The sequence below is a fragment of the Stenotrophomonas sp. LARHCG68 genome, from assembly GCF_052871705.1.
Genome location: NZ_JBIXJV010000001.1, coordinates 1,255,331 through 1,279,232 on the forward strand (window position 1 = coordinate 1,255,331; position 23,902 = coordinate 1,279,232).

Here is a 23,902-nt window from a genome sequence, read left to right on the forward strand (position 1 = left end):
CGGATGAACATCACCGAGCTGTCCATCCGCCGTCCCGTCACCACCATCATGCTGTTCGTGTCGATGGTGGTGATCGGCCTGATCGCCTCGTTCCGGCTGCCGCTGGAGTCCGAGCCGGAAGCCACCATCCCGTTCTTCTTCGTCTCGCTGCCCTATCCGGGCTCGACGCCGGAGGAAGTCGAGCGCAACCTGCTGCGCCCGGTGGAAGAGGCCATCGCCACGATGCCGGGCATCAAGACGATGAACTCGCGCGCCAATGCCGAAGGCGGCCAGATCCAGGTCGAGTTCAGCGATTGGAGCCGTGACATCGCCATGGCCGCGTCCGAAGCGCGCGAGCGCATCGACGCGGTGCGCGACCAGCTGCCGGATGACTTCCGCCGCTACTACGTGCAGCGCTGGAGCACCAGCGACCAGGAGGCGATCAGCCTGCGCTTGAACAGCAACGAGGACCTGACCGCGCGCGCGGACATGATCGAGCGCAGCATCAAGCAGCACCTGGAGCGCCTGCCGGGCGTGGCGCGCGTGGAAGTGGAAGGCGTGGCCAAGCAGGAAGTGTTGGTGGCGCTGGACAAGGACCGTATCAGCGCGCATGGCATCGCCCTGAATGAACTGGTCGAGAAGCTGCAGGCGGCCAACTTCTCGGTGTCCGCAGGGCAGATCACCGAGGATGGACGACGCCTGCGCGTGCAGCCCCGCGGCGAGCTGCTGGAGCTGCAGGCGCTGCGCAACCTGCCGGTCAACAACCGTGGCACGCGCTTGTCCGATGTCGCCGATGTCAGCCTGCAGCCGCAGCGCATGAGCTACGTGCGGCAGATGGAAGGCAAGCCCAGCGTCGGCGTGGACATCTACAAGGAGCGTTCGGCCAACCTGGTGGACCTGTCGCGTGCGGTGGGCCAGGAGATCAAGGTGCTCGAGCAGGACCCAGCGATGCGCGGGGTCGACGTCGAGGTGGCCTACGACTCGGGCAAGGCGGTGACCAGTTCGTTGCTCGCGTTGGCCGAGGCCGGTGCGATCGGCCTGCTGCTGTCGGTGATCGTGCTGTACGCGTTCCTGCGGCATTGGCCGTCGACGCTGATGGTGTCGATGGCGATCCCGATCTGCTTCATCATGACGCTGGGCTTCATGTACTTCACCGGCATCAGCCTGAACATCATCTCGATGATGGGCCTGCTGCTGGCGGTTGGCATGCTGGTCGACAACGCCGTGGTGGTGGTGGAGAGCATCTACCAGGAGCGGGAGAAGTTTCCCAACCAGCCGGAGCTGGCCTCGATCATCGGTACCCGGCACGTCGCCATCGCGCTGTCGGCCGGTACGCTGTGCCATTGCGTGGTGTTCCTGCCGATGATGTTCGGCGAGAAGAACATCATCACCATCTACCTGTCGCAGCTGGCGGTGACCATCTCCTTCTCGCTGCTTGCATCGTGGCTGGTGGCGGTGAGCCTGATCCCGATGCTGTCGGCACGCATGAAGACGCCGCCGGCGGTGAAGTCACCGTTGATCAGCAGGTTGCAGACCCGCTATGCACGCGTGCTGCGCTGGACGCTGGAGCACCGTGGCTGGAGCGTGGCCGGCATCGTGCTGATCTCGGCGATCAGCGTGTTCCCGATGATGAACACGGCCGGTGGCGGTGACGACAACGACCCGGACGAGATCAACATCTTCTACCAGTGGAAGGGCTCCTACTCGAAGGAGGAGATGGGCAAGGAAGTGCAGCGGGTGGAGGACTTCGTCAACGCCAACCGCGAGGAATTCCACGTCAAGCGGGTGTACAGCCGCTATTCGGAGCAGGGCTGGGCGCAGACGCGCCTGTACCTGAACATCGACGACCGCGAGATCAGCAAGAAGATCGAGGAGGAGGTCCGCAAGGGCCTGCCGCAGTCGGCGCGGGCCAAGATCGGCATCGGCTGGCCCGGCGGCATGGGCAGCGAAGGGCAGGGCGTGCGCTTCAGCCTGGTGGGTGATTCCAGCCAGACGCTGCGCGAGCTGGCCGACGACATCATGCCGATCCTGTCACGCAACCCGAAGCTGCGTGACGTGCGCGTGGACATCGGTGATGCCGATTCCGAGCTGGCGGTGCAGGTGAACCGCGAGCGCGCGGCGGCCTACGGCTTCAGCGCGCAGCAGGTGGCGCAGTTCGTCGGCATGGCGTTGCGCGGCTCGTCGCTGCGGGATTTCCACCGTGACGATGTGGAGATCCCGGTCAACGTGCGCTTCGCCGGCTCGGACCACTACAGCATCGAGGACTTGTCTTCGTTCATGGTGCGCAGCGCGTCCGGCAAGGAGATCCCGTTGCTGGCGATGGTCGACGTCAACGTCAACCCGGCCGCCAATGCGATCCAGCGCCTGAACCGGCAGACCATGCTGCGGATCGAGGCCGGCCTGGCCAAGGATGTGTCGATGGAGGACGCGCGCAAGTCGGTGGAGGCCACGCTGGGCGACATGGAGTTCCCGCCGGGTTACGGCTACACGTTCAATGGCGCCGGCTTCAACATCAACTTCGATGGCATGGACCAGATGCTGCGCGCCATCGTGATCGCGCTGGTGTTGATGATGGTGATCATGGCGGCGGTGTTCGAATCGTTGCTGTTCCCGGCCGCGATCATGTCCTGCGTGCTGTTCTCCATCTTCGGCGTGTACTGGTTGTTCTGGCTGACCGGCACCGAGATGAACATCATGGCCGTGATCGGCATCCTGGTGCTGATGGGCGTGGTGGTGAACAACGGCATCGTGATGATCGAGCACATCAACAACCTGCGACGGCGTGGCATGGCGCGCACCGATGCGTTGGTGGAAGGCAGTCGCGAGCGCCTGCGCCCGATCATGATGACGATGGGTACCGCGATCCTGGCGATGATCCCGATTGCCCTGAACACGCAGACCGCCGACGGCATGCCGCCGTACTACCCGATGGCCCGCGCGATTGCCGGTGGCTTGGCGTTCTCGACGGTGGTCAGCCTGTTGTTCCTGCCGACCATCTACGCACTGCTGGACGACCTGCGCCGGGGCACCGCACGTTCGGTGCGTCGCGCGCGCGGTTTGCCGGCCGAGCGCGAGGTGGCGCTGGAGAGTTGATCCATCCCGAAGTTGAAATTGAAAAGGCCCGCAGCGATGCGGGCCTTTTCATTGCGACGAAGTGAACGCCGCGGTGGCTTGAAGCTGCTCTGAGCCCTCTCCCGTATGCGGGAGAGGGGTTGGGGGGAGGGCAGGCTCTGGATAATCCAACCGAAAGGCCAAAGCTCCCTCATCCGGCGCTCCGCACCACCTTCTCCCGCATGCGGGAGAAGGAAGCGCCTGCCGGCTTGGCGTGGAGTTGGATGGCAGGCCGGGCCGCTCAAAGCCCCTCTCCCGCATGCGGGAGAGGGGTTGGGGTGAGGGTAGGCTCTGGATAATCCAACCGAAAGGCCAAAGCTCCCTCATCCGGCGCTCCGCACCACCTTCTCCCGCATGCGGGAGAAGGAAGCGCCTGCTGACATATCGTGTAGCTGGATGGCAGGGAGGCCGCTCAAAGCCCCTCTCCCATACACGGGAGGGGGGTTGGGGTGAGGGCAGGCTTTGAATAATCCATGCCGAAAGACCAAAACACCTTCATCCGCTGCACTGCACCGCCTTCGCGCGCGTGGGAGAAGGGGGAGCCTCTCAGCCAGCCAACTTTCCATAAACGCTGAAGCCCGTCAGCCACAGCCCCAGCATGCTGCCAAGGTTGGTCAGCATGAAGGTCAACGTGATGCGGGTGACGCGGTTGCGGTACCAACCCTTCAGGGTTTGGGCGTCGTCGCGCAGCTGCAGGAAGTCCTGGTAGGTCGGCTTGCGCAGCCGGGTTTCCACCAGTGCGGCGAATGCACCGGTCGGGATGCTCAGGCGGAACGGCTTGAAGGGGGCCACCGCGATGGCGGTGAGGATGCTTAGCGGGTGGCTGCCGGCGAGCAGGGCGCCCAGGCCGGCCAGGCCGCCGGTGTACAGCGCCCAGATCGCCAGCATCTGCGCGCCCATGTTCATGCCGCCCTTCCAGAAACCGATGCCGATGCCGGCCAGCACCACGGCCAGGATGGTCAGCGTGATCCACGGGACGTTGCGCTTCCTGGGCACCGATTCGAGCTGCTCGCGCAACTGCGCCGGCGGCTCGTTGTCGGTTTCCAGGTAGCGGGCCAGGCCGGCCAGATGGCCAGCGCCCACCACGGCGAGCACGTTGCGCTGCGCGCTGTCGTGCTCCTGGCGCAGGCGGGTGGCCATGTAGCGGTCGCGCTCGCCGATGATGGTCTCGTACAGCGCCGGGCTTTCCTTGGCGAACTCGCCGAAGCTCGACTCGAGCATGTCGCCCTGCTTGAGCTTCTCGATCTCGTCCTCGCCGACGTCCTCGGACGAGAACAACCCGGCCCCCAGGCCGGCGATCAGCTTGATCTTGCCAAAGAAGCCCAGCCGCTGCGAAACACGGCGGAAGGTCAGCCCGACGTCGCGGTCGATCAGGTGCACCGGCAGGTCGTTTTCCTTGGCCAGTGTCACCGCACGCTTGAGCTCGGCGCCCGGTTCGATGCCCAGCTGGTCGGCGAGGCGGCGCTGGTAGGCGGCCAGGGCGAGGTTGGCCGCGAACAGGGCCACGCGGCCCTTGCGGATGACTTCGACCAGGTCCAGCTGCGCCATTGCATTCGGGTTGGTCAGTGCGACCAGGCGTTGCGGATCCAGTTCGACCGCGACCGCATCGAACTGGCCGCTGCCGATGGCTTCTTCCACTGCCTGTACGCTGGCCAGCGAGACGTGGGCCGTGCCGAGCAGGGTGTAGCGCACGCCGTCGCGTTCGACGATGCGGACCGGCTGGCCGGCAAGCAGTTCAGTGCCGGCGTGTTGCGAGGAGTCGTTCATTGCGTCATTCATTGGAGGGGGCACTGTCGGTGCCGTCGCCGAGGGCGCGTTGCATCTGCACCGTGTCCAGCCAGCGGCCATGCTTGCGGCCGAGCCCGCGGAAGATACCGACCAGGTGGAAGCCGAAACGTTCGTGCAGCTTGATCGAGGCGGTGTTGGTGGGTTCACCGATCACCGCCACCATCTGCCGGTAGCCGCGCGCGGTGCAGGCATCGATCAACGCCTGCATCAGCGCGCTGCCCACGCCCTTGCCCTGGAAGCGACCATCGACGTAGACCGAGTTTTCCACCGTCCACTGGTAGGCAATGCGGGCACGGTAGCTGTTGGCATAGGCATAGCCGGCGACCTGGTCGTCGATGGTGGCGACCAGGTAGGGGAAGCCGCGCGCGGTGATGTCGGCCATGCGCCGTGCCATCTCCACTTCGTCCGGCACCTCGTATTCGTAGGTGTTGACCAGTTCTTCCACCTCCACCGCGTAGATGGCGGTGATGGCGGGGATGTCGGCCGGGGTGGCCGGACGCAGCTGCAGGCTCACGGGCACCCTTGGGTCAGTCGATGTAGCGCTTGAGCAGGTCGCCGTAGGCATCGATGCGGCGGTCGCGCAGGAACGGCCAGATGCGGCGGACGTGTTCGCTGCGCTGCAGGTCGACGTCGCAGACCAGCAGGGTCGGTTCGGTGCCGGCTTCGGCCAGGAACTCGCCCTGCGGGCCGAGAATGTGGCTGTTGCCCCAGAAGTCGATGCCCGAGGCGCCCAGCGGCGAGCGCTCGTGGCCGACGCGGTTGCAGCTCAGCACCGGCAGGCCATTGGCCACGGCGTGGCCGCGATGGCTCAGCACCCACGCATCGCGCTGGCGGTTCTTCTCGTCCTGCACGTCGTCCGGGTCCCAGCCGATGGCGGTGGGGTAGAGCAGCAGGTCGGCGCCGGCCAGCGCCATCAGGCGCGCGGCTTCCGGATACCACTGGTCCCAGCACACCAGCACGCCGAGGCGACCGACCGAGGTGTCGATCGGCTTGAAGCCGATGTCGCCTGGGGTGAAGTAGAACTTCTCGTAGAAGCCCGGGTCGTCGGGGATGTGCATCTTGCGGTACTTGCCCAGCAGGGTGCCGTCCTTCTCGAAGACCACCGCGGTGTTGTGGTACAGGCCGGCGGCGCGGCGCTCGAACAGCGAACCGACGATCACCACGCCGTGCTTCTTCGCCAGCGCGCCCAGGCGTTCGGTGCTCGGGCCGGGGATCGGCTCGGCCAGGTCGAACTCGTCTACCGATTCGTGCTGGCAGAAGTACGGGCCGTTATGCAGCTCCTGCAGCAGCACCAGCTTCGCACCCTGCGCGGCGGCCTCGGCCACGCGTGCTTCGATCACTGCCAGGTTGGCAGCGGCATCGCCGTGGTTGCGCTCCTGGACCAGGGCGACGGTAAGGGGGCTGCGCGCGTTCATGTGATGCGGATCCTGCGGTGGAAAACGCGCATGTTAGCGCGGATGCGCAGGCGCGACGTGGTGGGGGCTGAACGACTTCGGGCAGCGTGCGGCCGGGTGTTGTCCGGCGGCTTTCCGTGTGTTCAAGGTGATGGGAGGGGAGCCGGGCATGGCCGGGCTCCTCCGCGGCCGGCTCAGTGCTTGAGCAGGCCGGCCGGCAACTGCATGGTGATGCAATGCAGGCTGCCGTTCTGCCAGATCAGCGAGCGGCAGGGGACCTGCACGATCTCGCGACCCGGGAACGCCTGCACCAGCACGTCGCGCGCGGCATCGTCGGCCGCGTCGCCATAGGCTGGCATCAGTACCGCGCCGTCGATGATCAGGAAGTTGGCGTAGGAGGCCGCCAGGCGGCGACCTTCGTCCAGCACCGGTTGTGCCCACGGCAGCGGGAACAGGCGGTAGGGCTGTCCATCGGCGGTGCGCAGTGCGGCCAGCTCGGCACCCATGGCCTGCAGTTCGGCGTAATGCGAGTCCTGAGGGTCATCGCAGTTCTGGTAGACGATGCTGTCGGCCGAGGCGAAACGGGCGAGGGTATCGACGTGGGCGTCGGTGTCGTCGCCTTCCAGGTAGCCGTGGTCCAGCCACAGCACGCGGTCCTGCTGCATCCACTGCGCCATGTCCGCGCCCAGCGAGGCACGGTCACGCTCCGGGTGGCGCTCATGCAGGCACTGCCAGGTGGTCAGCAGGGTGCCGGCACCGTCGGTGTCGATCGCGCCGCCTTCCAGGGCGAACGGAATGCTGCGGACATCGGCCTTGGCGTTGAACACGCCGGCGCCGTGCAACACGCCGACCAGCTGGTCGTCGAGGCTGGCGTCGAACTTGCCGCCCCAGCCGGTGAAGCGGAAGTCCAGCAGCTGGAAGCTGCCGTCGGCGCGGGTGAGGGTGATCGGGCCGGAGTCACGCAGCCAGGTGTCGTCGTACGGCGCGGTGACGAACTGCACGCGCGCCATGTCGATCCGGTTCGAGCGCAGGCGCATCTCGGCGTAGGTCTCGACGTCGTCATCGGCCACGCAGATCAGTACCGGCTGGAAGCGGGTGATGGCGGCAACCAGCGCGATATAGGTTTCTTCGACCTCGGCCAGGCGCTCGGCCCAATCGGTGTCGGCGTGTGGCCAGGCGATGAGGACGCCGGACTGGGATTCCCATTCGGCCGGGAAGCGGAGCGTGTCGTTCATTTCTTCCTGCAGTTTCAGGGCCCGGCGCACTGGCGCGGGCGTAGGCGGCGACCGATGACCGGCACCGGCCGCCGGGACAAGGGTCAGCGGATCGGCGGCTTGGGCCCGACTTCACCGGGGCTGGCCTGGTTGGCCACCACGTCGATGACGCGCTGCCGTTCGAAATACACGGTGAACGCCGGGTAGACCCAGCGGTTGATGGTCGGCCACTGGCGCTTCTGGCCGCCACGCGGCTCCAGCCGCTCCTGCGGCGCGCCGAAGCGGGCTTCCACCTGCTGCGTGGTGTCGCCGCGTGCCGGCAGGGCGCCGGCCGGCTTTTCCTGAGCGCGGTCGATGAGCAGGGTGTCGGCCATCGCGGCCGGTGCCCCGCCCAGCAGGGCGGTCAGGGTCAGTGCTTGGAACAGTTGCTTCATGGTCGCTTCTCCCCAGAGGACAAGTGGCGATTACAGCAAAAAACGGCGACGAAAAACCGGCTTGGCGTCGTTTGGTTGCGCTGGAACACGTCTGTGCCGGAAGCTGGATGCAAAAAACCGCCCGAAGGCGGCTTTTTGCGGATTCCGGCGGCCTTGCGGCGACCGGTGCTGGCCTAGGCCAGTTGGCTCAGCGCTGGCGAGCCTTGAAGCGCGGGTTCGACTTGCAGATCACGAAGATCTTGCCGCGACGGCGAACGACCTTGCAATCGCGGTGACGAGCCTTCGCCGACTTCAGGGAGGACAGGACTTTCATGGCATACCTCGGCGGATAACTGTTGGGAATCTCAGGAGCGCGGCCGCGGATATGCAGGATGACGCTCGTTCAAGCCCGCCATTCTACCGGGCATTTCCATGCGCGTTCAAGTGGTTGCGGCAAATCGGGCCGCGGGGCGTCCGCGCGGGGCGTTAGAATAGCGCGATTCCCGTTCAGACTCAGGCAGCCACATGAGCCAGCTCCCCCCTGTTCTCACCATCGATGGCCCGTCCGGGGCCGGCAAGGGCACGGTCAGCCGCATCGTCGCGCGCCGCCTGGGCTGGCACTACCTGGATTCGGGCGCGCTGTACCGGGCGGTGGGCGTGGCGGCGAGCTGGGCCGATATCGACACCTCCGATGCCTCGGCGTTGGTGCGTTGCACCTTCGATACCCGGGTTCAGTTCGCTGAACAGGGTGAAAGCCTGCGCGTGCTGGTCAACGGTACCGACGCCACCGATGAGTTGCGGCTGGAGACCACCGGCGCGCTGGCCTCGGCGATCGCGGCCATCCCGGAGGTGCGTGCGGCGCTGAAGGAGCGCCAGCGCGCATTCAGGGCCGAGCCGGGCCTGGTGGCTGACGGGCGCGACATGGGGACGGTGATCTTCCCGGATGCCCCATTCAAGGTCTTCCTGACCGCCAGCGCCGAGGAACGTGCCAATCGTCGGCATAAGCAGTTGAAAGAAAAAGGGGTTTCGGTTAACTTTGATGACCTCCTGCGCGAGATCATGGCCCGCGACGCCCGTGATGCACAGCGCGCAGTGGCGCCCCTGAAGCCGGCCGAAGACGCCGTCTTCATCGACACCAGCGGAATTGGCATCGACGACGTCGTTGCCAAGGTGCTGGATCTGGTCCCCGCAACGGGCCCGTGATCCACGCAGTGTTGAGTGTGGCCAGTGCACCGGCCGCAGTCGCGAAGAGAAGTTGCAACAACCCCGCTGCGCAATGGTGCGTGGTGGGCTTTTCCATTCACACGGCCGCCGGCATGGGGTCGTACAACAGGCTGGACAGTCCGGGTTTCCGCAACGAATCCGCTGTCCGTGTGTTCAACTGAGTAAATCCAATGACCGAATCATTTGCAGAACTGTTTGAAGCCAGCCAGGCCAACCTGGCCAAGCTGAAGCCCGGCGCCATCGTTGTCGGTACCGTCGTTGACGTCCGCGGCGACGTGGTCGTGATCAACGCCGGCCTGAAGTCCGAAGGCATCGTGCCGATCGAACAGTTCCGTAACGACGCTGGCGAGATCGATGTGGGCGTGGGCGACCAGGTGAAGGTCGCGCTGGACTCCATCGAGAACGGCTTCGGCGAAACCGTCCTGTCGCGCGAGAAGGCCAAGCGCGCCATGGTGTGGGACGAGCTGGAAGAAGCGTTGGAAAAGAACGAAACCATCACCGGCCGCATCAGCGGCAAGGTCAAGGGTGGTTTCACCGTGGACATCAAGGATGTCCGCGCGTTCCTGCCCGGTTCGCTGGTCGATGTGCGCCCGGTGCGCGACCCGGCCTACCTGGAAGGCAAGGAGCTGGAGTTCAAGCTCATCAAGCTCGACCGCAAGCGTAACAACGTGGTCGTTTCCCGCCGTGCAGTCGTCGAGAGCGAGCATTCGGAAGAGCGCGAGCAGCTGATGGACAAGCTGCAGGAAGGCGCGATCCTGAAGGGTGTCGTCAAGAACCTGACCGACTACGGCGCGTTCGTGGACCTGGGCGGCATCGACGGCCTGCTGCACATCACCGACATGGCATGGAAGCGCGTGCGCCATCCGTCCGAAGTCGTGAACGTCGGCGACGAGCTGGACGTGCGCGTGCTGAAGTTCGACCGCGAGCGCAACCGCGTTTCGCTGGGCCTGAAGCAGCTGGGCGAGGATCCGTGGGACAACATCTCGCGTCGTTACCCGGCCAACAGCCGCGTGTTCGGCAAGGTCTCCAACGTGACCGATTACGGCGCGTTCGTCGAGATCGAGCCGGGCGTCGAAGGCCTGGTGCACGTGTCCGAGATGGATTGGACCAACAAGAACGTCAATCCGTCCAAGGTCGTGCAGGTCGGTGACGAAGTCGAAGTGATGGTGCTGGACGTGGACGAAGAGCGTCGCCGCATCTCGCTGGGCATGAAGCAGGTTGCCGCCAATCCGTGGGAAACCTTCGCTGCCATCCACAAGAAGGGCGACAAGGTGTCGGGCCAGATCAAGTCGATCACCGACTTCGGCATCTTCATCGGCCTGGACGGCGGTATCGACGGCCTGGTGCACCTGTCCGACATCAGCTGGAACACCACCGGCGAAGACGTGGTCCGCAACTTCAAGAAGGGCGACACCCTGGATGCCGTCGTGCTGGCGGTTGATCCGGAGCGTGAGCGCATCTCGCTGGGCGTCAAGCAGCTGGAGCAGGATCCGTTCGGCCAGTACATGGCTGCCAACCCGAAGGGTTCGAAGGTCGAAGGCGTCGTGAAGGAAGTTGACGCCAAGGGCGCGACCATCGAGCTGGCTGACGGCATCGAAGGCTACGTGTCGGCACGTGACGTCGCCAACGAGCGCGTCGACGACGCCACCCAGTTCCTGAAGGTCGGCGACAAGGTCGAAGCCAAGTTCGTGGGCATGGACCGCAAGGGCCGCACCCTGCAGCTGTCGATCAAGGCCAAGGACGATGCTGAAATGCGCGAAGTGCTGGAGGAATACCAGTCCTCTTCGGGCGGCACCACCCAGCTGGGTGCCTTGCTGCGCGCGCAGTTGAATGGCAACAAGTCCGAGTAATAATCGGACATCCTTGTTGTAGATGTATCTGGGCGGCCCGGACGATCAGTCCGGGCCGCTTCAGGCTAGAGAACCAGCCATTGGCGAGTACGCAATGACCAAATCCGAACTGATCGAAATCCTCGCGCGCCACCAGGCGCACCTGAAGGCCGATGATGTCGATCTGGCGGTGAAGTCCTTGCTGGAAATGATGGGGGGTTCGTTGTCCTCCGGGGATCGCATCGAGATCCGCGGTTTCGGGAGTTTTTCCCTGCATTACCGCCCGCCGCGCCTGGGTCGCAACCCGAAGACGGGTGACTCGGTCGCATTGCCGGGCAAGCACGTGCCGCACTTCAAGCCAGGCAAGGAATTGCGCGAGCGCGTCAGTTCCGTCATCCCGCTGGAAAGCGATCCTGCCTGAGCCTGCCCGGTTCCTGCTGCGAATTCATGCGCTGATTCGGTAAGCTACCGGCTCTTGATTATCGGAGCAGACGGCGCCATGAAGATTTTTCGTTTAGTGCTCCTGCTGGCCGTCCTCGTCGGAGGACTGGTGATTGGTTCGCTCAACTCGCAACCCATCCAGATCAGCCTGGCCTTCTGGATGCTCAAGACCACCTCCGGGGTGGCAATCATCGCCTCGCTGTTGCTCGGCGCCCTGGTGGGTGGCGGCATGGTGATGGCAGGCCTGGTCGTGCCGATGTACGCCAAGCTGCGCCGTGCCAACAAAGTGGTGGCTGCAGCCAACGCGGCGGCAGCACCGGCCGAAACGACGCAATCCCCTTCTCCTTTCGACGGGCGCTGATCGCAGATGGAATTCATCAGTGAGTGGTTCTGGTTCTTCCTGTTCCTGCCGCTTGCCGCGCTCAGCGGCTGGGTCGTGGGCCGCCGTGGCGGGCAACGGCATAGCGAGAACCAGGTCAGCCGGCTTTCCAGTACCTATTTCCGCGGCTTGAATTACCTGCTCAACGAGCAGCCGGACAAGGCCATCGAGCTGTTCCTGCACATCGCCGAACTGGACAAGGAAACCTTCGAGACGCAGGTGGCGCTGGGGCATCTGTTCCGCCGCCGCGGCGAAGTTGATCGCGCCATCCGCCTGCATCAGGGCCTGGTCAATCGCAATGACCTGAGCGATGCGCAACGTGTGCAGGCATTGCTTGCCTTGGGCGAGGACTACATGAAGTCCGGCCTGCTTGACCGCGCCGAAACCGTGTTCACCGACCTGGCCAGGCTGGACCAGCGTGCGCCGCAGGCGCTCAAGCACCTGATCAGCATCTACCAGGCCGAGCGCGACTGGGAAAAGGCGATCGAGAACGCCACCCGTTACGAGCAGGTCACCGACGAACCGATGGGCAAGCTGATCGGGCAGTTCGAATGCGAGCTGGCCGAGCGCTATCGCGCCGCGGGCCGTCTGGAGGATGCGCGCGCGGCGATCAACCGCGCCAATGCGGCGGATGCGATGAGCGTGCGTGCCGGCATCATCGAGGGCCGCCTGGAGAGCGACTTCGGCAATGACGAAGCCGCGGTGCGTGCGTTCGAGCGTGCGGCACGCAATGACCCGGACTACCTGCCGGAGATCCTGCCGCAGCTGTTGAAGAACTACCGGAATGTCGGTGATCTGGCTGGCGCGCGTGCGTTCCTGGCCGAAATGACCGAGCACTACCGAGGCATTGCGCCGGTGCTGGCACTGACCCGCCTGATGGAGGAGCAGGAAGGCACTGCGCCTGCACGCGCCTATCTGGGGCGACAGCTGAAGGATCGTCCTTCGGTGCGCGGTGAGTCGGCGCTGATCGACCTGACCCTGGCCGAGGGCGCTGACCCGGTTGCCACGCTGCAGGACCTCAAGCACATCACCGACCAGTTGCTGGTCCGCAATCCGGCCTATCGCTGCACGCGTTGTGGCTTCGGCGCCAGGACGCACCACTGGCAATGCCCGAGCTGCAAGGAGTGGGGCACGGTCAAGCCGCTGCTGAACTTCGCGGTGCTCTGAACCGTGCCGATGTCGTTCGTACTTCTGCCGCTGGCGACGCTGGCGCTGGCGGCATGGGTGACCTGGCTGGCCATCCACTATGCGATCCGTCGTCGATTGGTCGATCTTCCCGGCGAGCGGCGCAGCCACCAGGTCACCACGCCACGCGGTGGCGGGGTCGGGATCGTTGCATCGCAGGTGTTTGCCTGTTCCGTTCTGGCTTTCCTGTACCCCGCTTACGCGTTCGCGCTGTTGGTCTTCGCGGCGGGGCTGCTGTTGGTGGCGGGAATCGGCTGGTGGGACGACCATCGGCCACTTCCCGCGCTACCACGGTTGGGTGTTCACCTGCTTGCATCGCTGATGCTGGGCGGGGTGGTGCTGGTGGCGACCGGCGACCCGTTGAAGGCGGCGTTCTGTGCCTTCCTCGCGGTGTCGCTGATCAACATCTGGAACTTCATGGATGGCATCAACGGATTGGCCGCCAGTCAGGCGGCGCTGGTCGGCATCGGGGTGGCAGTGATCCTGCCCTGGCCCCAGGGAATCGCGGGCGCAGTGCTGGCGGCCGGTTGCCTGGGGTTTCTCCCGTTCAACTTCCCGCGTGCCCGGATCTTCATGGGGGATGTGGGCAGTGGCGCGCTGGGCTACCTCATTGCCGGATTGCTGGCACTGGGCATGTGCACGACAGTGCTGGCCCCGCCGTTGTGGCTGGTATTGCCGTCGGTGTTCCTTGTTGATGCGGGGTTCACCTTGTTGGCGCGGATACTCAAGGGTGAGCGCTGGATGCAGCCGCATACCCAGCATCTGTATCAGCGGTTCGTGAAACGTGGCCGAAGTCACGCCATTGTCACGGTCATGTACGCCAGTCTTACGCTGTCGGGAGTGGCATTTACGGTATTCTTTTCAAGCCTTCCCCTAGGTTGGGGATGGGCAGGGGGATTGGGCTGGGGGGCTGCGCTTGCAGCCGCCTGGGGTTTCCTGCGCATCGGGCTTTTCAATAAGGACGACGACTGAATGGCATCCTGGCATGATCGATTCCCCGGTAGTGGTCTGCGCTATGCGGTGATGTTCCACGATCTGGTCATGGTCTGGCTGGGGTGGCAGCTGCTGTTTGCCGCGCGCTACGCGATGCTGGACAACGCGCCTGACCAGCCGCTGTTCTCGCTGGACGTGCTGGCCGTGGTGGCGATACAAGGAATCGCGTTCTGGAAGGTCGGCCTTTATCAAGGCCTGTGGCGTTTCGCCAGCGTTGCCGACCTGATCAATATCTTCAAGGCGAGCTTCATTGGCCTGCTGGCCATCGTTGTGCTGTTCACCTACCGACGGCTTCACGGCATTCCGATCTCCGTATTGGTGGTCTATCCGTTTGCGCTTTCAGCGCTGCTGGGCACGCCACGGTTGTTGTACCGGGCCTGGAAGGACTACCAGTCCGTGCATTTGGATGCGCGGGCACGCCGCGTGCTGGTCATCGGTGCGGGGCAGGCGGCGGAAGGGCTGATCAAGGACCTGCGCCGCTCGGGCGACTATGAGCCGGTCGGGCTGGTTGATGACTCGATTCATCTGAAGGGCGCGAAGCTGCATGGCGTGCCGATCCTGGGCAAGATCGACGATCTGGTCTCGGTTGCCCGGGAGACCAGCAGCAAACTGCTCGTGATTGCCATTCCAACCATCGATGCCGCCGGCATGCAGCGTATCGTGGGCTTGTGCGAGCGGACCGGGTTGCCGTTCCGGACCGTGCCGCGGTTGACCGATATCCTGGAGGGCAGCTCGCTCCCCGGTGAACTCAAGGAAGTGGCCATCGAGGACCTGCTGGGCCGCAAGCCGATCCTGCCCGACTGGGAACTGATCCGCGGTTGGCTGCGGGGACGCACGGTGCTGGTGACCGGTGGCGGTGGTTCGATTGGTTCGGAGCTGTGCCGGCAGTGTGCACGGCATGGCGTTACCCGTGTCGTCGTGCTGGAGATCAGCGAACTGCTGATGATCAACATCCAGGCCGAGCTGCGGCGCAATTTTCCGGACCTGGATGTGCAGGGGGTTTTGGGTGATTGTGGCGATCCGGCCGTGATCCGCCATGCCTTGCGCACCTTCCGGCCCGATACCGTGTTCCATGCGGCTGCCTACAAGCAGGTGCCGTTGCTTGAGGATCAGTTGCGCGAGGCGGTGCGCAACAACACGCTGGCAACCGAGTGCGTGGCTTCGGCCTGTGCGGAAGCCGGGATCGAGAACTTCGTGTTGATCTCCACCGACAAGGCGGTGGATCCGGTCAACGCGCTCGGCGCGAGCAAGCGCTACGCCGAAATGATCTGCCAGAGCCTGAACAAGCGCGCGCCATCGACCCGCTTCGTCACCGTCCGCTTTGGCAACGTGCTCGGTTCGGTCGGTAGCGTGGTGCCGTTCTTTCGTGAGCAGATCCGCAAGGGGGGGCCGGTGACGGTCACCCATCCGGACGTCAGCCGCTACTTCATGACGATCCCGGAAGCCTGCCTGCTGATCCTGCAGGCGGCCGCCTCGTCCTCGCGTGGTGCCATCTACATGCTGGACATGGGCGAGCCGGTGCTGATCCGTGACCTGGCCGAGCAGATGATCCGGCTGGCCGGCAAGGTGCCCGGCGCGGACATCGCCATTGTCTATACGGGCCTGCGTGCCGGTGAGAAGCTGCACGAGAGCCTGTTCTACCACGACGAAAACTGCCAGCCGACCGCCCATCCCAAGGTGATGGAAGCCGGTGTGCGTGAATTCTCGCCTGATCTGGTACTTGGCAACGTGGCGGCGCTGCGCAAGGCCATCGCTTCCTATGATCTCGAGGCGATGCAGCAGATCCTGACCGCCACCATTCCTGAGTTCAAGCCGATCGAGGAGCCGGGAGTGCCCAGTACCTCGGCCAAGATCGTGCCGTTCCCCACCAAAGAAGCTGGAAGGATTCATTGATGAGTGTTCGTATCAAAAAGGCGGTGTTTCCCGTGGCGGGCCTGGGGACGCGCTTCCTGCCTGCGACCAAGACCGTGCCGAAGGAGATGCTGCCGATCATTGATCGTCCGTTGATCCAGTACGCGGTGGATGAAGCCATCGAGGCCGGTTGCGATACGCTGATCTTCATCACCAACCGCTACAAGCATGCGGTGGCCGATTATTTCGACAAGGCCTACGAGCTGGAGCAGAAGCTCGAGCGCGCCGGCAAGACCGAGCAGTTGGAGCAGATCCGCCATGTACTGCCCAAGGGCGTGCGCGCGGTGTTCGTGACCCAGACCGAGGCGTTGGGCCTGGGGCACGCGGTGCTGTGTGCCAAGCCGATCGTCGGAGATGAGCCGTTCGCGGTCCTGTTGCCGGACGACCTGATCTGGAATCGTGGCGACGGCGCACTCAAGCAGATGGCCGATCTCAATGAGGCATCGGGGGCCAGCGTCATCGCGGTGGAGGACGTGCCCCACGAGAAGACCGGCAGCTACGGCATCGTCGCCACTGACAAGTTCGACGGGCGCAAGGGGCATATCACCCAGATCGTCGAGAAGCCCAAGCCGGAGGACGCGCCCAGTGACCTGGCCGTGGTCGGCCGTTACGTGCTGAGCCCGAAGATCTTCGAACTGCTTGAGTCCACCGGGACCGGAGCGGGCGGGGAAATCCAGCTGACCGATGCGATCGCGCAGTTGCTCACCAGCGCGCAGGTGGATGCCTATCGGTTTGAGGGCACCCGCTTCGACTGCGGCACGCACCTGGGGCTGGTCGAGGCCACGGTGCGTTTCGCGCTGGAGAACCCGAAGCTGGCCGGCCCGGCGCGCGAAGTCATGCAGAAGATGCTGGCCGAGTAAGCCCCGCGCTTGCAGGGCGTCGACCTTCAAGGGTGACATGCAGAAGGGCAGCCACTGGCCGCCCTTCCTGCTTTCTGCATCATGCGAAGCATCAGGGCGTCGGTTTCAGGGCATCACGTCGATGCGCACAAAAAGGGCGGCCCGCGGGCCGCCCTTTCGGCGTCATCCGGCGCGTGGGATTACAGCGACTCGAAGATGCCGGCAGCACCCATGCCGGTGCCGATGCACATGGTGACCATGCCGTACTTCTGCTGGCGGCGACGCAGGCCGTGCAGGATGGTCGCGGTACGGATCGCGCCGGTGGCACCCAGCGGGTGGCCCAGGGCGATGGCGCCGCCCAGCGGATTGACCTTGCTCGGGTCCAGGCCGCAGTCGCGGATGACGGCCAGCGACTGCGCGGCGAAGGCTTCGTTGAGCTCGATCCAGTCCAACTGGTCCTGGCTCAGGCCGGCCTGCTTGAGCGCCTTCGGGATCGCGGCGATCGGGCCGATGCCCATCACTTCCGGGCGCACGCCGGCGACGGAGAAGCTGACGAAGCGGGCCAGCGGGGTCAGGCCGTAATCCTTGATGGCCTGCTCGGAGGCCAGTAGCACCGCGCCGGCACCGTCGCTCATCTGCGAGGAGTTGCCGGCAGTGACGGAGCCGCCGAACTGGCCGTTGTGGAACACCGGACGCAGCTTGGCCAGGCCTTCTGCCGAGGAATCAAGGCGCGGGCCTTCGTCGGTGTCGGCGAGCTTGTTGCGGGTGATGATGCGCTTGCCATCGGCCAGGTCGGGCAGGTGCGAGATGATCTCGTAGGGACTGATCTCGTCCTTGAACTCGCCGTTCTGGATCGCGGCGATGGCCTTCTGGTGCGAGGCCAGGGCGAAGGCGTCCTGGTCTTCGCGCGAGACCTTCCATTCCTCGGCGACCTTCTCGGCGGTGATGCCCATGCCGTAGGCAATGGCGGTGTGGTCGTTGTCGAACACGCTCGGTGCCATGGCGATCTTGTTGCCCATCATCGGCACCATCGACATCGACTCGGTGCCGCCGGCCAGCATCAGGTCGCTGTTGCCCAGGCGGATCTGGTCGGCGGCCATGGCCACGGCCTGCAGGCCGGAGGAGCAGAAGCGGTTCACCGTCTGCGCGGCGATGGTGTTGGGCAGGCCGGCCAGCAGCACGCCGATGCGCGCCACGTTCATGCCTTGCTCGGCTTCGGGCATGGCGCAGCCGATGATGGCGTCGTCGATGCGGTTGACGTCCACGCCCGGGGCCTGGGCGACCACGCTCTTGAGCACGTGGGCGAGCATGTCGTCCGGACGGGTGTTGCGGAACATGCCCTTGGGCGCCTTGCCAACCGGGGTGCGGGTGGCGGCGACGATGTAGGCGTCCTGGATTTGCTTGGTCATTGCAGTGATCTCTTCAATAGGTGTGAGCGTGAGGGCGGGCGAGGGCGACGCCGTGGCGTCGCGCCTGAAGCACGCTCACTCAGTTCCGCAGCGGCTTGCCGGTGGTCAGCATGTGCGCGATGCGGGCCTGGGTCTTTTCCTGCTGGGCCAGTTCGACGAAGTGCTTGCGCTCCAGGGTGAGCAGCCACTCTTCGTCCACTAGCGTGTTGCGGTCGACCTTGCCGCCGCACAGCACGGTGGCGATGCGCTCGGCGATTTCGTAGTCGTAGGGGCTGATGAAGCGGCCTTCGAGCATGTTGACCAGCATCATCTTGAAGGTGGCGATGCCCACGTCGCCGGCGACGCGGATGCGGCGTGCCGGCAGCGGCGGACGGTAGCCGCCCTCGGCCAGCGCGGTGACCTCGGCCTTGGCGATGTGCAGCAGCTCGAAGCTGTTGAACACGACCTTGTCGGTGCCACGCATCAAGCCCAGTTCCTTGGCATTGACGGCCGAGTTGGAGACCTTGGCCATGGCGACCGTTTCGAAGGTCTTCTTCAGCTCGGCGAACACGTCGCCGTCGGCACCTGCGGCCTGCGAGGCGCGCACGGCGATTTCCTTCAGGCCACCACCGGCCGGCAGCAGGCCGACGCCGGCCTCGACCAGACCGATGTAGCTTTCCAGCGCGGCGACCGACTTGGCCGCATGCATCTGGAACTCACAGCCGCCGCCCAGGGCCAGGCCGCGCACCGCGGTCACCACCGGCACGGTGGCGTACTTGATGCGCTGGCTGGTGCGCTGGAAGTTGGCGACCATCGCCTCGAACTCGGCGATCTTGCCGGCCTGCAGTGCGCCCAGCGCACCGGACAGGTCGGCGCCGGCGGAGAAGGGCTCCTTGTTCTGCCAGATCACCACGCCCTTGAACTGCTTCTCGGCCAGGCCGATGGCGTGCTGGATGCCGTCCAGCACCTGGTCGGAGACGGTGTTCATCTTGGTCTTGAAGCTGATGACGCCGATGCCGTCACCGTCGGTCCACAGGCGGATGCCGTCGTTCTCGAACACGGTCTGGCCCGGGGCGAACTTCTCGCCGAGCAACGCATCCGGGAAGCGCTGGCGCTGGTACACCGGCAGCGACGAGCGCGGCACCAGTGCATTCTGCGACGGGCTGTAGCTGCCTTCGGCGGCATGCACGCCGTCTCGGCCGTCCAGCACCCAGGCCGGCAACGGGGCATTGCTCATGCTCTTGCCGGCGGCGATGTCCTCGGCGATCCACTGCGCCACCTGCTTCCAGCCGGCGGCCTGCCAGGTCTCGAACGGGCCCAGCGACCAGCCGTAGCCCCAGCGGATGGCCAGGTCCACGTCGCGCGCGGTTTCGGCGATGTCGGCCAGGTGGTAGGCGCTGTAATGGAACAGGTCGCGGAACGTCGCCCACAGGAACTGGGCATGCGGGTGCTGGCTCTCGCGCAGCTTGGCGAACTTCTCGGCCGGGTTCTTGATCTTCAGGATCTCGACCACTTCCGGTGCGGCGGTGCGGTCGGCCGGACGGTAGTCCTGCTTTTCAAGGTCGATGACCAGGATGTCCTTGCCGACCTTGCGGAAGATGCCCGCGCCGGTCTTCTGGCCCAGTGCACCCTTTCCGATCAGCGCGCCCAGCCATGCCGGGGCGGCGAAGTACTTGTGCCACGGGTCGTCGGGCAGGGTGTCGCCCATGGTCTTGATGACATGCGCCATGGTGTCCAAACCGACCACGTCGGAGGTGCGGTAGGTCGCCGACTTCGGGCGGCCGACCAGCGGGCCGGTCAGGCCGTCCACTTCGTCGAAGCCCAGGCCGAACTGCTGGGTGTGGTGGATGGTGGACAGGATCGAGAACACGCCGATGCGGTTGCCGATGAAGTTCGGGGTGTCCTTGGCGTACACCACGCCCTTGCCCAGGTTGGTGGTCAGGAAGGTTTCCAGGCCTTCCAGCACCGACTTGTCGGTGGTCTTGGCCGGGATCAGCTCGGCCAGGTGCATGTAGCGCGGCGGGTTGAAGAAGTGCACGCCGCTGAAGCGGTGGCGCAGTTCTTCCGGCAGCACGTCGGCCAGCTTGTTGATGCCCAGACCGGAGGTGTTGGAGGCCAGCACCGCGTGTTCGTTCACGAACGGGGCGATCTTCTTGTACAGGTCCTGCTTCCAGTCCATCCGTTCAGCGATGGCCTCGATGATCAGGTCGCAGTCGCGCAGCTGCTCCAGGCCCGAGTCGTAGTTGGCCGGGGTGATGGCTTCGGCCAGCGACTTGGACGCCAGCGGTGCCGGGCTCAACTTGCCCAGGTTGGCGATGGCCTTGAGCACGATGCCGTCGGCCGGACCTTCCTTGGCAGCCAGGTCGAACAGGACGGTGTCGACGCCGGCATTGGTCAGGTGGGCGGCGATCTGCGCACCCATGACGCCTGCGCCCAGGACGGCGGCGCGGCGGACAAGCAGGGAATTGGACATATCGATAAACCTTTGGTCTGCGATGACGGGTGGATCAGGTAAGGGACGAATCCGGCGTACGTGCGCTTGCACGGAAGCCGGCTTCAGCGAAATGGATCAGTTCCTGCGCGGCCTTGCTGCGGTGGGCGGCCTCGCTGATGTTGTGCGGGCGCTTGATCAGGCCGAAATCGGCCATGGCGTAGGTGAGCGCGCCGGCCAGGAAGTCCAGGCGCCAGTACAGCTCTTCCTTGCTCAGGCCAGGGACACAGGCGCCGATGGCCTTGCCGAACTCGCGCAGCACGTGGCCGTAGTGGTCGGACAGGAACTTGCGCAGGTTGTCGTTCTTCTCGGCATAGGCGCGGGCGATCACGCGGACGAAGGCGCCGCCGCTCTGGCGGTCCTGGGCCAACGCCAGCGCCGGCTCGACGAAGGCCGCCAGCACCGCACGCAGGTCGCCGGGCTGGCTGCTGCGGGCCTGTTCCAGCTGGCCCAGGCGGGCGGCGGTCATCTCGTCCATGCGGCGGCGGAACACTTCATTGACCAAGTTTTCCTTGGACCCGAAGTGGTAATTGACCGCCGCGATGTTTACGTCCGCGTGACTGGTGACCTGGCGCAGCGAGGTACCGGCGAAGCCGTGCTGGGCGAACAGTTCCTCGGCCGCGCCGAGGATGCGGTCCTTGGTGGAGAAGCTGGCGGGTTTGCCCATGGCGGTCACAATCAATCAAACGATTGTTTGGATCCTACGCCCGGCCGGGCGTCCCGGTCATGCTGCGGCGCAACATAATTCACGTGGCGCTGTGCAAAGGCCCGGGGCACCCGGTAGAATTAGCCACCGCAATTCAGGCTAAGCCCGCGTCCGCACGCGGGTTTTTTTCATGTACCCTCGGGCCGACCGGCCCTGAACAACCGGAGAATTCCCATGGCGCTGGAGCGCACCCTTTCCATCATCAAGCCCGACGCCGTTGCCAAGAACGTGATCGGCGAGATCTACGCCCGCTTCGAAAAGGCCGGCCTGAAGGTCGTGGCCGCCAAGTACAAGCAGCTCTCGCGCCGTGAAGCCGAGGGCTTCTACGCCGTGCACCGCGAGCGTCCGTTCTTCAACGCTCTGGTCGAGTTCATGATCTCCGGCCCGGTGATGATCCAGGCCCTGGAAGGCGAGAACGCCGTGCTGGCGCACCGCGACCTGCTGGGCGCCACCAACCCGAAGGACGCTGCCCCGGGCACCATCCGCGCCGATTTCGCTGATTCGATCGACGCCAACGCCGCCCATGGTTCGGATTCGGTCGAGAACGCCGCCATTGAAGTGGCCTACTTCTTCGCCGCCACCGAAGTGGTTTCGCGCTAAGCAGTAAAGAAGGTTGAAGCCGTGAACGAGGTCGTACAGACACCCGCCATTCAGCCGCTGCCGAAAACGGCGCCGACCGCTGGCAAGCAGAACCTGCTCGACCTTGATCGCGCGGGCCTGGAAAAGTTCTTCGTCGAGACTCTCGGCGAACAGAAGTTCCGTGCCCACCAGGTGATGAAGTGGATCCACCACCGCTACGTCACCGATTTCGACCAGATGACCGACCTCGGCAAGGCGCTGCGCGCCAAGCTGCATGCCCATGCCGAGGTCGTCGTCCCCAATGTCGTGTTCGACAAGCCCTCCGCCGACGGCACCCACAAGTGGCTGCTGGCGATGGGCGTGGATGGCAAGAACGCCATCGAGACCGTCTACATCCCGGACAAGACCCGCGGCACGCTGTGCGTGTCCTCGCAGGTCGGTTGCGGCCTGAACTGCACCTTCTGCTCGACCGCCACCCAGGGCTTCAACCGCAACCTGACCACCGCCGAGATCATCGGCCAGGTATGGGTGGCCGCCCGCCACCTGGGCAACGTGCCGCACCAGATGCGCCGTCTCACCAATGTGGTGATGATGGGCATGGGCGAGCCGCTGATGAACTTCGACAACGTCGTGCGCGCCATGAGCATCATGCGCGATGACCTGGGCTACGGTCTGGCCAACAAGCGCGTGACGTTGTCCACCTCCGGCCTGGTGCCGCAGATCGATCGCCTCTCGGTCGAGAGTGATGTATCGCTGGCCGTGTCGCTGCACGCGCCGAACGATGAGCTGCGCGAAACGCTGGTGCCGCTCAACAGGAAATACCCGATCGCCGAGTTGATGGCGTCGTGCGCGCGTTACCTGCGCGGCAACAAGAAGCGCGATTCGGTGACCTTCGAATACACCCTGATGAAGGGCATCAACGACCAGCCCGAGCACGCCCGCCAGCTGGCGCGCTTGATGCGCCAGTTCGACAACGCGGTGCAGGCCAAGGATTCGGGCAAGGTCAACCTGATCCCGTTCAATCCGTTCCCCGGTACCCGCTACGAGCGTTCGGACGAGGAGCAGATCCGTGCCTTCCAGAAAATCCTGCTCGACGCGCAGGTGCTGACGATGGTGCGCCGTACCCGCGGTGACGACATCGACGCGGCTTGCGGCCAGCTCAAGGGCCAGGTGATGGACCGCACCCGCCGCCAGGCCGAATTCAACCGTCTGCTGGAAGCACAGGAAAACGGGGATGCGCGGGCCTGACCGGCTGCTCCTGCTGGCGGTCGTGGCGCTGCTGCTGGCCGGCTGCGGCGAGCGCAATGCGCGGATCGGCAAGATCAAGGGGTACAAGCCGGTCGCGCCGGTGTACGAGGTGCGCGATGACGCGCAGACCCGCAAGCGGATGAAGTACGACGAGCTGCTGGGCGTGGCCGGCGATCGCTTCGGTCGCGGTGATCTGGAGGATGCCCAGAAGTTCGCCCGCTCCGCCCAGAAGCTGGACGCCTCGCGCCCGGAAGCCTTCACCGCGCAGGCCTTGGTGGCCTCGCAGCGCGGCCAGGACGAGGAGGCCGGCGCGCTGTACCGCAAGGCCGCCGAGCTGGCGCCGACCCAGGGTGCGGAGCTGAACAACTACGGCGTCTGGCTGTGCTCGCACGGGCATCCGGCCGAGGCGCTGGTCTGGTTTGACCGTGCCCTGGCCGATGCCAACTACGGCTCCCGGGCCGAGGCGCTGGCCAACGCCGGTGGCTGTGCGCTCGAAGCCGGCCAGAACGAGCGCGCCGAGGACAACCTCCGCCAGGCGCTGGCGTCGGCGCCGAACAACGCCTACGCGCTGGAATCGATGGCGCGCAACGAGGTCCTCCATGGGCGCTATTTCGAGGCCCGGGCCTTCTACCAGCGGCGTTTGGCGGCTGCGCCGGCCACGGTTTCCGTGTTACAACTTGCCATTCAGATTGAAGAGCGGCTGGGCGACAGGAGTGCCGTCGGTCGATTCCAACAGCGGTTGCGCGAAGAGTTCCCTTCGGACGCGGCCTCGAAATCCCAGGGCTGATGC

At 65.2% G+C, this 23,902-nt stretch carries 21 protein-coding genes; 12 read left to right on the forward strand and 9 right to left on the reverse strand.

Features of this window, described 5'->3' with window-relative positions; all coding sequences use genetic code 11:
- The first annotated feature begins 3 nt into the window (after window positions 1–3).
- The gene (locus ACIPR8_RS05480) at window positions 4–3,072 is read left to right on the forward strand and encodes an efflux RND transporter permease subunit (RefSeq protein ID WP_446540362.1); all 3,069 of its coding nucleotides are present in this window, start codon (window positions 4–6) and stop codon (window positions 3,070–3,072) included.
- A gap of 564 nt (window positions 3,073–3,636) precedes the next feature.
- Here ACIPR8_RS05480 and ACIPR8_RS05485 read toward each other — a convergent pair.
- The 6 genes from ACIPR8_RS05485 to ykgO form a co-directional block, all read right to left on the reverse strand.
- Complete coding sequence (locus ACIPR8_RS05485) at window positions 3,637–4,869, reverse strand: TraB/GumN family protein (RefSeq protein WP_446540363.1); 1,233 nt, start codon at window positions 4,867–4,869, stop codon at window positions 3,637–3,639.
- Complete coding sequence (locus ACIPR8_RS05490) at window positions 4,862–5,392, reverse strand: N-acetyltransferase family protein (RefSeq protein WP_446540364.1); 531 nt, start codon at window positions 5,390–5,392, stop codon at window positions 4,862–4,864. Before ACIPR8_RS05490 ends, ACIPR8_RS05485 begins: the two co-directional genes overlap by 8 nt.
- Window positions 5,393–5,405: 13 nt before the next feature.
- On the reverse strand, window positions 5,406–6,293 hold the full coding sequence (locus ACIPR8_RS05495) for a carbon-nitrogen hydrolase (protein WP_192288108.1): 888 nt from the start codon (window positions 6,291–6,293) through the stop codon (window positions 5,406–5,408).
- A gap of 173 nt (window positions 6,294–6,466) precedes the next feature.
- Window positions 6,467–7,507 carry an agmatine deiminase family protein gene (locus tag ACIPR8_RS05500; RefSeq protein WP_132862823.1) on the reverse strand — a complete coding sequence of 347 codons (1,041 nt, stop codon included), beginning with the start codon at window positions 7,505–7,507 and terminating at the stop codon, window positions 6,467–6,469.
- Between the two features lie 83 nt (window positions 7,508–7,590).
- Window positions 7,591–7,920: a hypothetical protein gene (locus ACIPR8_RS05505; protein WP_446540365.1), complete on the reverse strand. Its 330-nt coding sequence runs from the start codon at window positions 7,918–7,920 to the stop codon at window positions 7,591–7,593.
- 187 nt (window positions 7,921–8,107) lie between these two features.
- Entirely contained in the window at window positions 8,108–8,233 is a 126-nt protein-coding gene (gene ykgO, locus ACIPR8_RS05510; protein ID WP_005409283.1) for a type B 50S ribosomal protein L36, read from the reverse strand.
- Between the two features lie 191 nt (window positions 8,234–8,424).
- Between ykgO and cmk the strand changes: the two genes are divergently transcribed.
- From cmk to galU, 8 genes are all read left to right on the forward strand, one after another.
- Window positions 8,425–9,102 carry a (d)CMP kinase gene (gene cmk, locus ACIPR8_RS05515; RefSeq protein WP_323439469.1) on the forward strand — a complete coding sequence of 226 codons (678 nt, stop codon included), beginning with the start codon at window positions 8,425–8,427 and terminating at the stop codon, window positions 9,100–9,102.
- A gap of 191 nt (window positions 9,103–9,293) precedes the next feature.
- Window positions 9,294–10,973, forward strand: a complete 1,680-nt coding sequence (gene rpsA, locus ACIPR8_RS05520; protein WP_132862826.1) for a 30S ribosomal protein S1 — start codon at window positions 9,294–9,296, stop codon at window positions 10,971–10,973.
- 94 nt (window positions 10,974–11,067) lie between these two features.
- The gene (locus ACIPR8_RS05525; protein WP_132866053.1) at window positions 11,068–11,373 is read left to right on the forward strand and encodes an integration host factor subunit beta; all 306 of its coding nucleotides are present in this window, start codon (window positions 11,068–11,070) and stop codon (window positions 11,371–11,373) included.
- A gap of 78 nt (window positions 11,374–11,451) precedes the next feature.
- Window positions 11,452–11,754, forward strand: coding sequence for a lipopolysaccharide assembly protein LapA domain-containing protein (locus ACIPR8_RS05530; protein ID WP_132862827.1), 303 nt, complete (start codon window positions 11,452–11,454; stop codon window positions 11,752–11,754).
- 6 nt (window positions 11,755–11,760) lie between these two features.
- Window positions 11,761–12,939 carry a lipopolysaccharide assembly protein LapB gene (gene lapB / locus ACIPR8_RS05535; RefSeq protein ID WP_192288113.1) on the forward strand — a complete coding sequence of 393 codons (1,179 nt, stop codon included), beginning with the start codon at window positions 11,761–11,763 and terminating at the stop codon, window positions 12,937–12,939.
- A gap of 9 nt (window positions 12,940–12,948) precedes the next feature.
- Window positions 12,949–13,929: an MraY family glycosyltransferase gene (locus tag ACIPR8_RS05540; RefSeq protein ID WP_446540366.1), complete on the forward strand. Its 981-nt coding sequence runs from the start codon at window positions 12,949–12,951 to the stop codon at window positions 13,927–13,929.
- Window positions 13,930–15,843 (forward strand): polysaccharide biosynthesis protein, encoded by a 1,914-nt coding sequence (locus tag ACIPR8_RS05545; protein ID WP_446540367.1) that lies wholly within the window; start codon window positions 13,930–13,932, stop codon window positions 15,841–15,843. It begins immediately after the preceding gene.
- On the forward strand, window positions 15,843–16,721 hold the full coding sequence (gene galU / locus ACIPR8_RS05550) for a UTP--glucose-1-phosphate uridylyltransferase GalU (protein ID WP_446540368.1): 879 nt from the start codon (window positions 15,843–15,845) through the stop codon (window positions 16,719–16,721). The genes ACIPR8_RS05545 and galU overlap by 1 nt, the downstream gene beginning before the upstream one ends.
- Window positions 16,722–16,900: 179 nt before the next feature.
- On the opposite strand, the gene ACIPR8_RS05555 is transcribed toward galU, so the two are convergent.
- The 3 genes from ACIPR8_RS05555 to ACIPR8_RS05565 all read right to left on the reverse strand — a co-directional run bounded on the left by ACIPR8_RS05555 (window position 16,901) and on the right by ACIPR8_RS05565 (window position 21,246).
- Complete coding sequence (locus ACIPR8_RS05555; RefSeq protein ID WP_446540369.1) at window positions 16,901–18,109, reverse strand: acetyl-CoA C-acyltransferase; 1,209 nt, start codon at window positions 18,107–18,109, stop codon at window positions 16,901–16,903.
- A 79-nt stretch (window positions 18,110–18,188) separates the two neighbouring features.
- The gene (locus ACIPR8_RS05560; protein ID WP_446540370.1) at window positions 18,189–20,561 is read right to left on the reverse strand and encodes a 3-hydroxyacyl-CoA dehydrogenase/enoyl-CoA hydratase family protein; all 2,373 of its coding nucleotides are present in this window, start codon (window positions 20,559–20,561) and stop codon (window positions 18,189–18,191) included.
- A gap of 34 nt (window positions 20,562–20,595) precedes the next feature.
- A complete protein-coding gene (locus tag ACIPR8_RS05565; protein ID WP_132862833.1) occupies window positions 20,596–21,246 on the reverse strand; it encodes a TetR/AcrR family transcriptional regulator in 651 nt (216 codons plus the stop codon).
- Between the two features lie 213 nt (window positions 21,247–21,459).
- On the opposite strand from ACIPR8_RS05565, the gene ndk reads away from it, so the two are divergent.
- The 3 genes from ndk to pilW are packed head-to-tail and all read left to right on the forward strand — an operon-like array spanning window position 21,460 to window position 23,899.
- Complete coding sequence (gene ndk, locus ACIPR8_RS05570; RefSeq protein ID WP_108749396.1) at window positions 21,460–21,885, forward strand: nucleoside-diphosphate kinase; 426 nt, start codon at window positions 21,460–21,462, stop codon at window positions 21,883–21,885.
- Window positions 21,886–21,906: 21 nt separating this feature from the next.
- On the forward strand, window positions 21,907–23,112 hold the full coding sequence (gene rlmN / locus ACIPR8_RS05575) for a 23S rRNA (adenine(2503)-C(2))-methyltransferase RlmN (protein ID WP_192288119.1): 1,206 nt from the start codon (window positions 21,907–21,909) through the stop codon (window positions 23,110–23,112).
- Window positions 23,099–23,899 carry a type IV pilus biogenesis/stability protein PilW gene (gene pilW, locus ACIPR8_RS05580; protein WP_446540371.1) on the forward strand — a complete coding sequence of 267 codons (801 nt, stop codon included), beginning with the start codon at window positions 23,099–23,101 and terminating at the stop codon, window positions 23,897–23,899. The genes rlmN and pilW overlap by 14 nt, the downstream gene beginning before the upstream one ends.
- Window positions 23,900–23,902 lie beyond the last annotated feature (3 nt).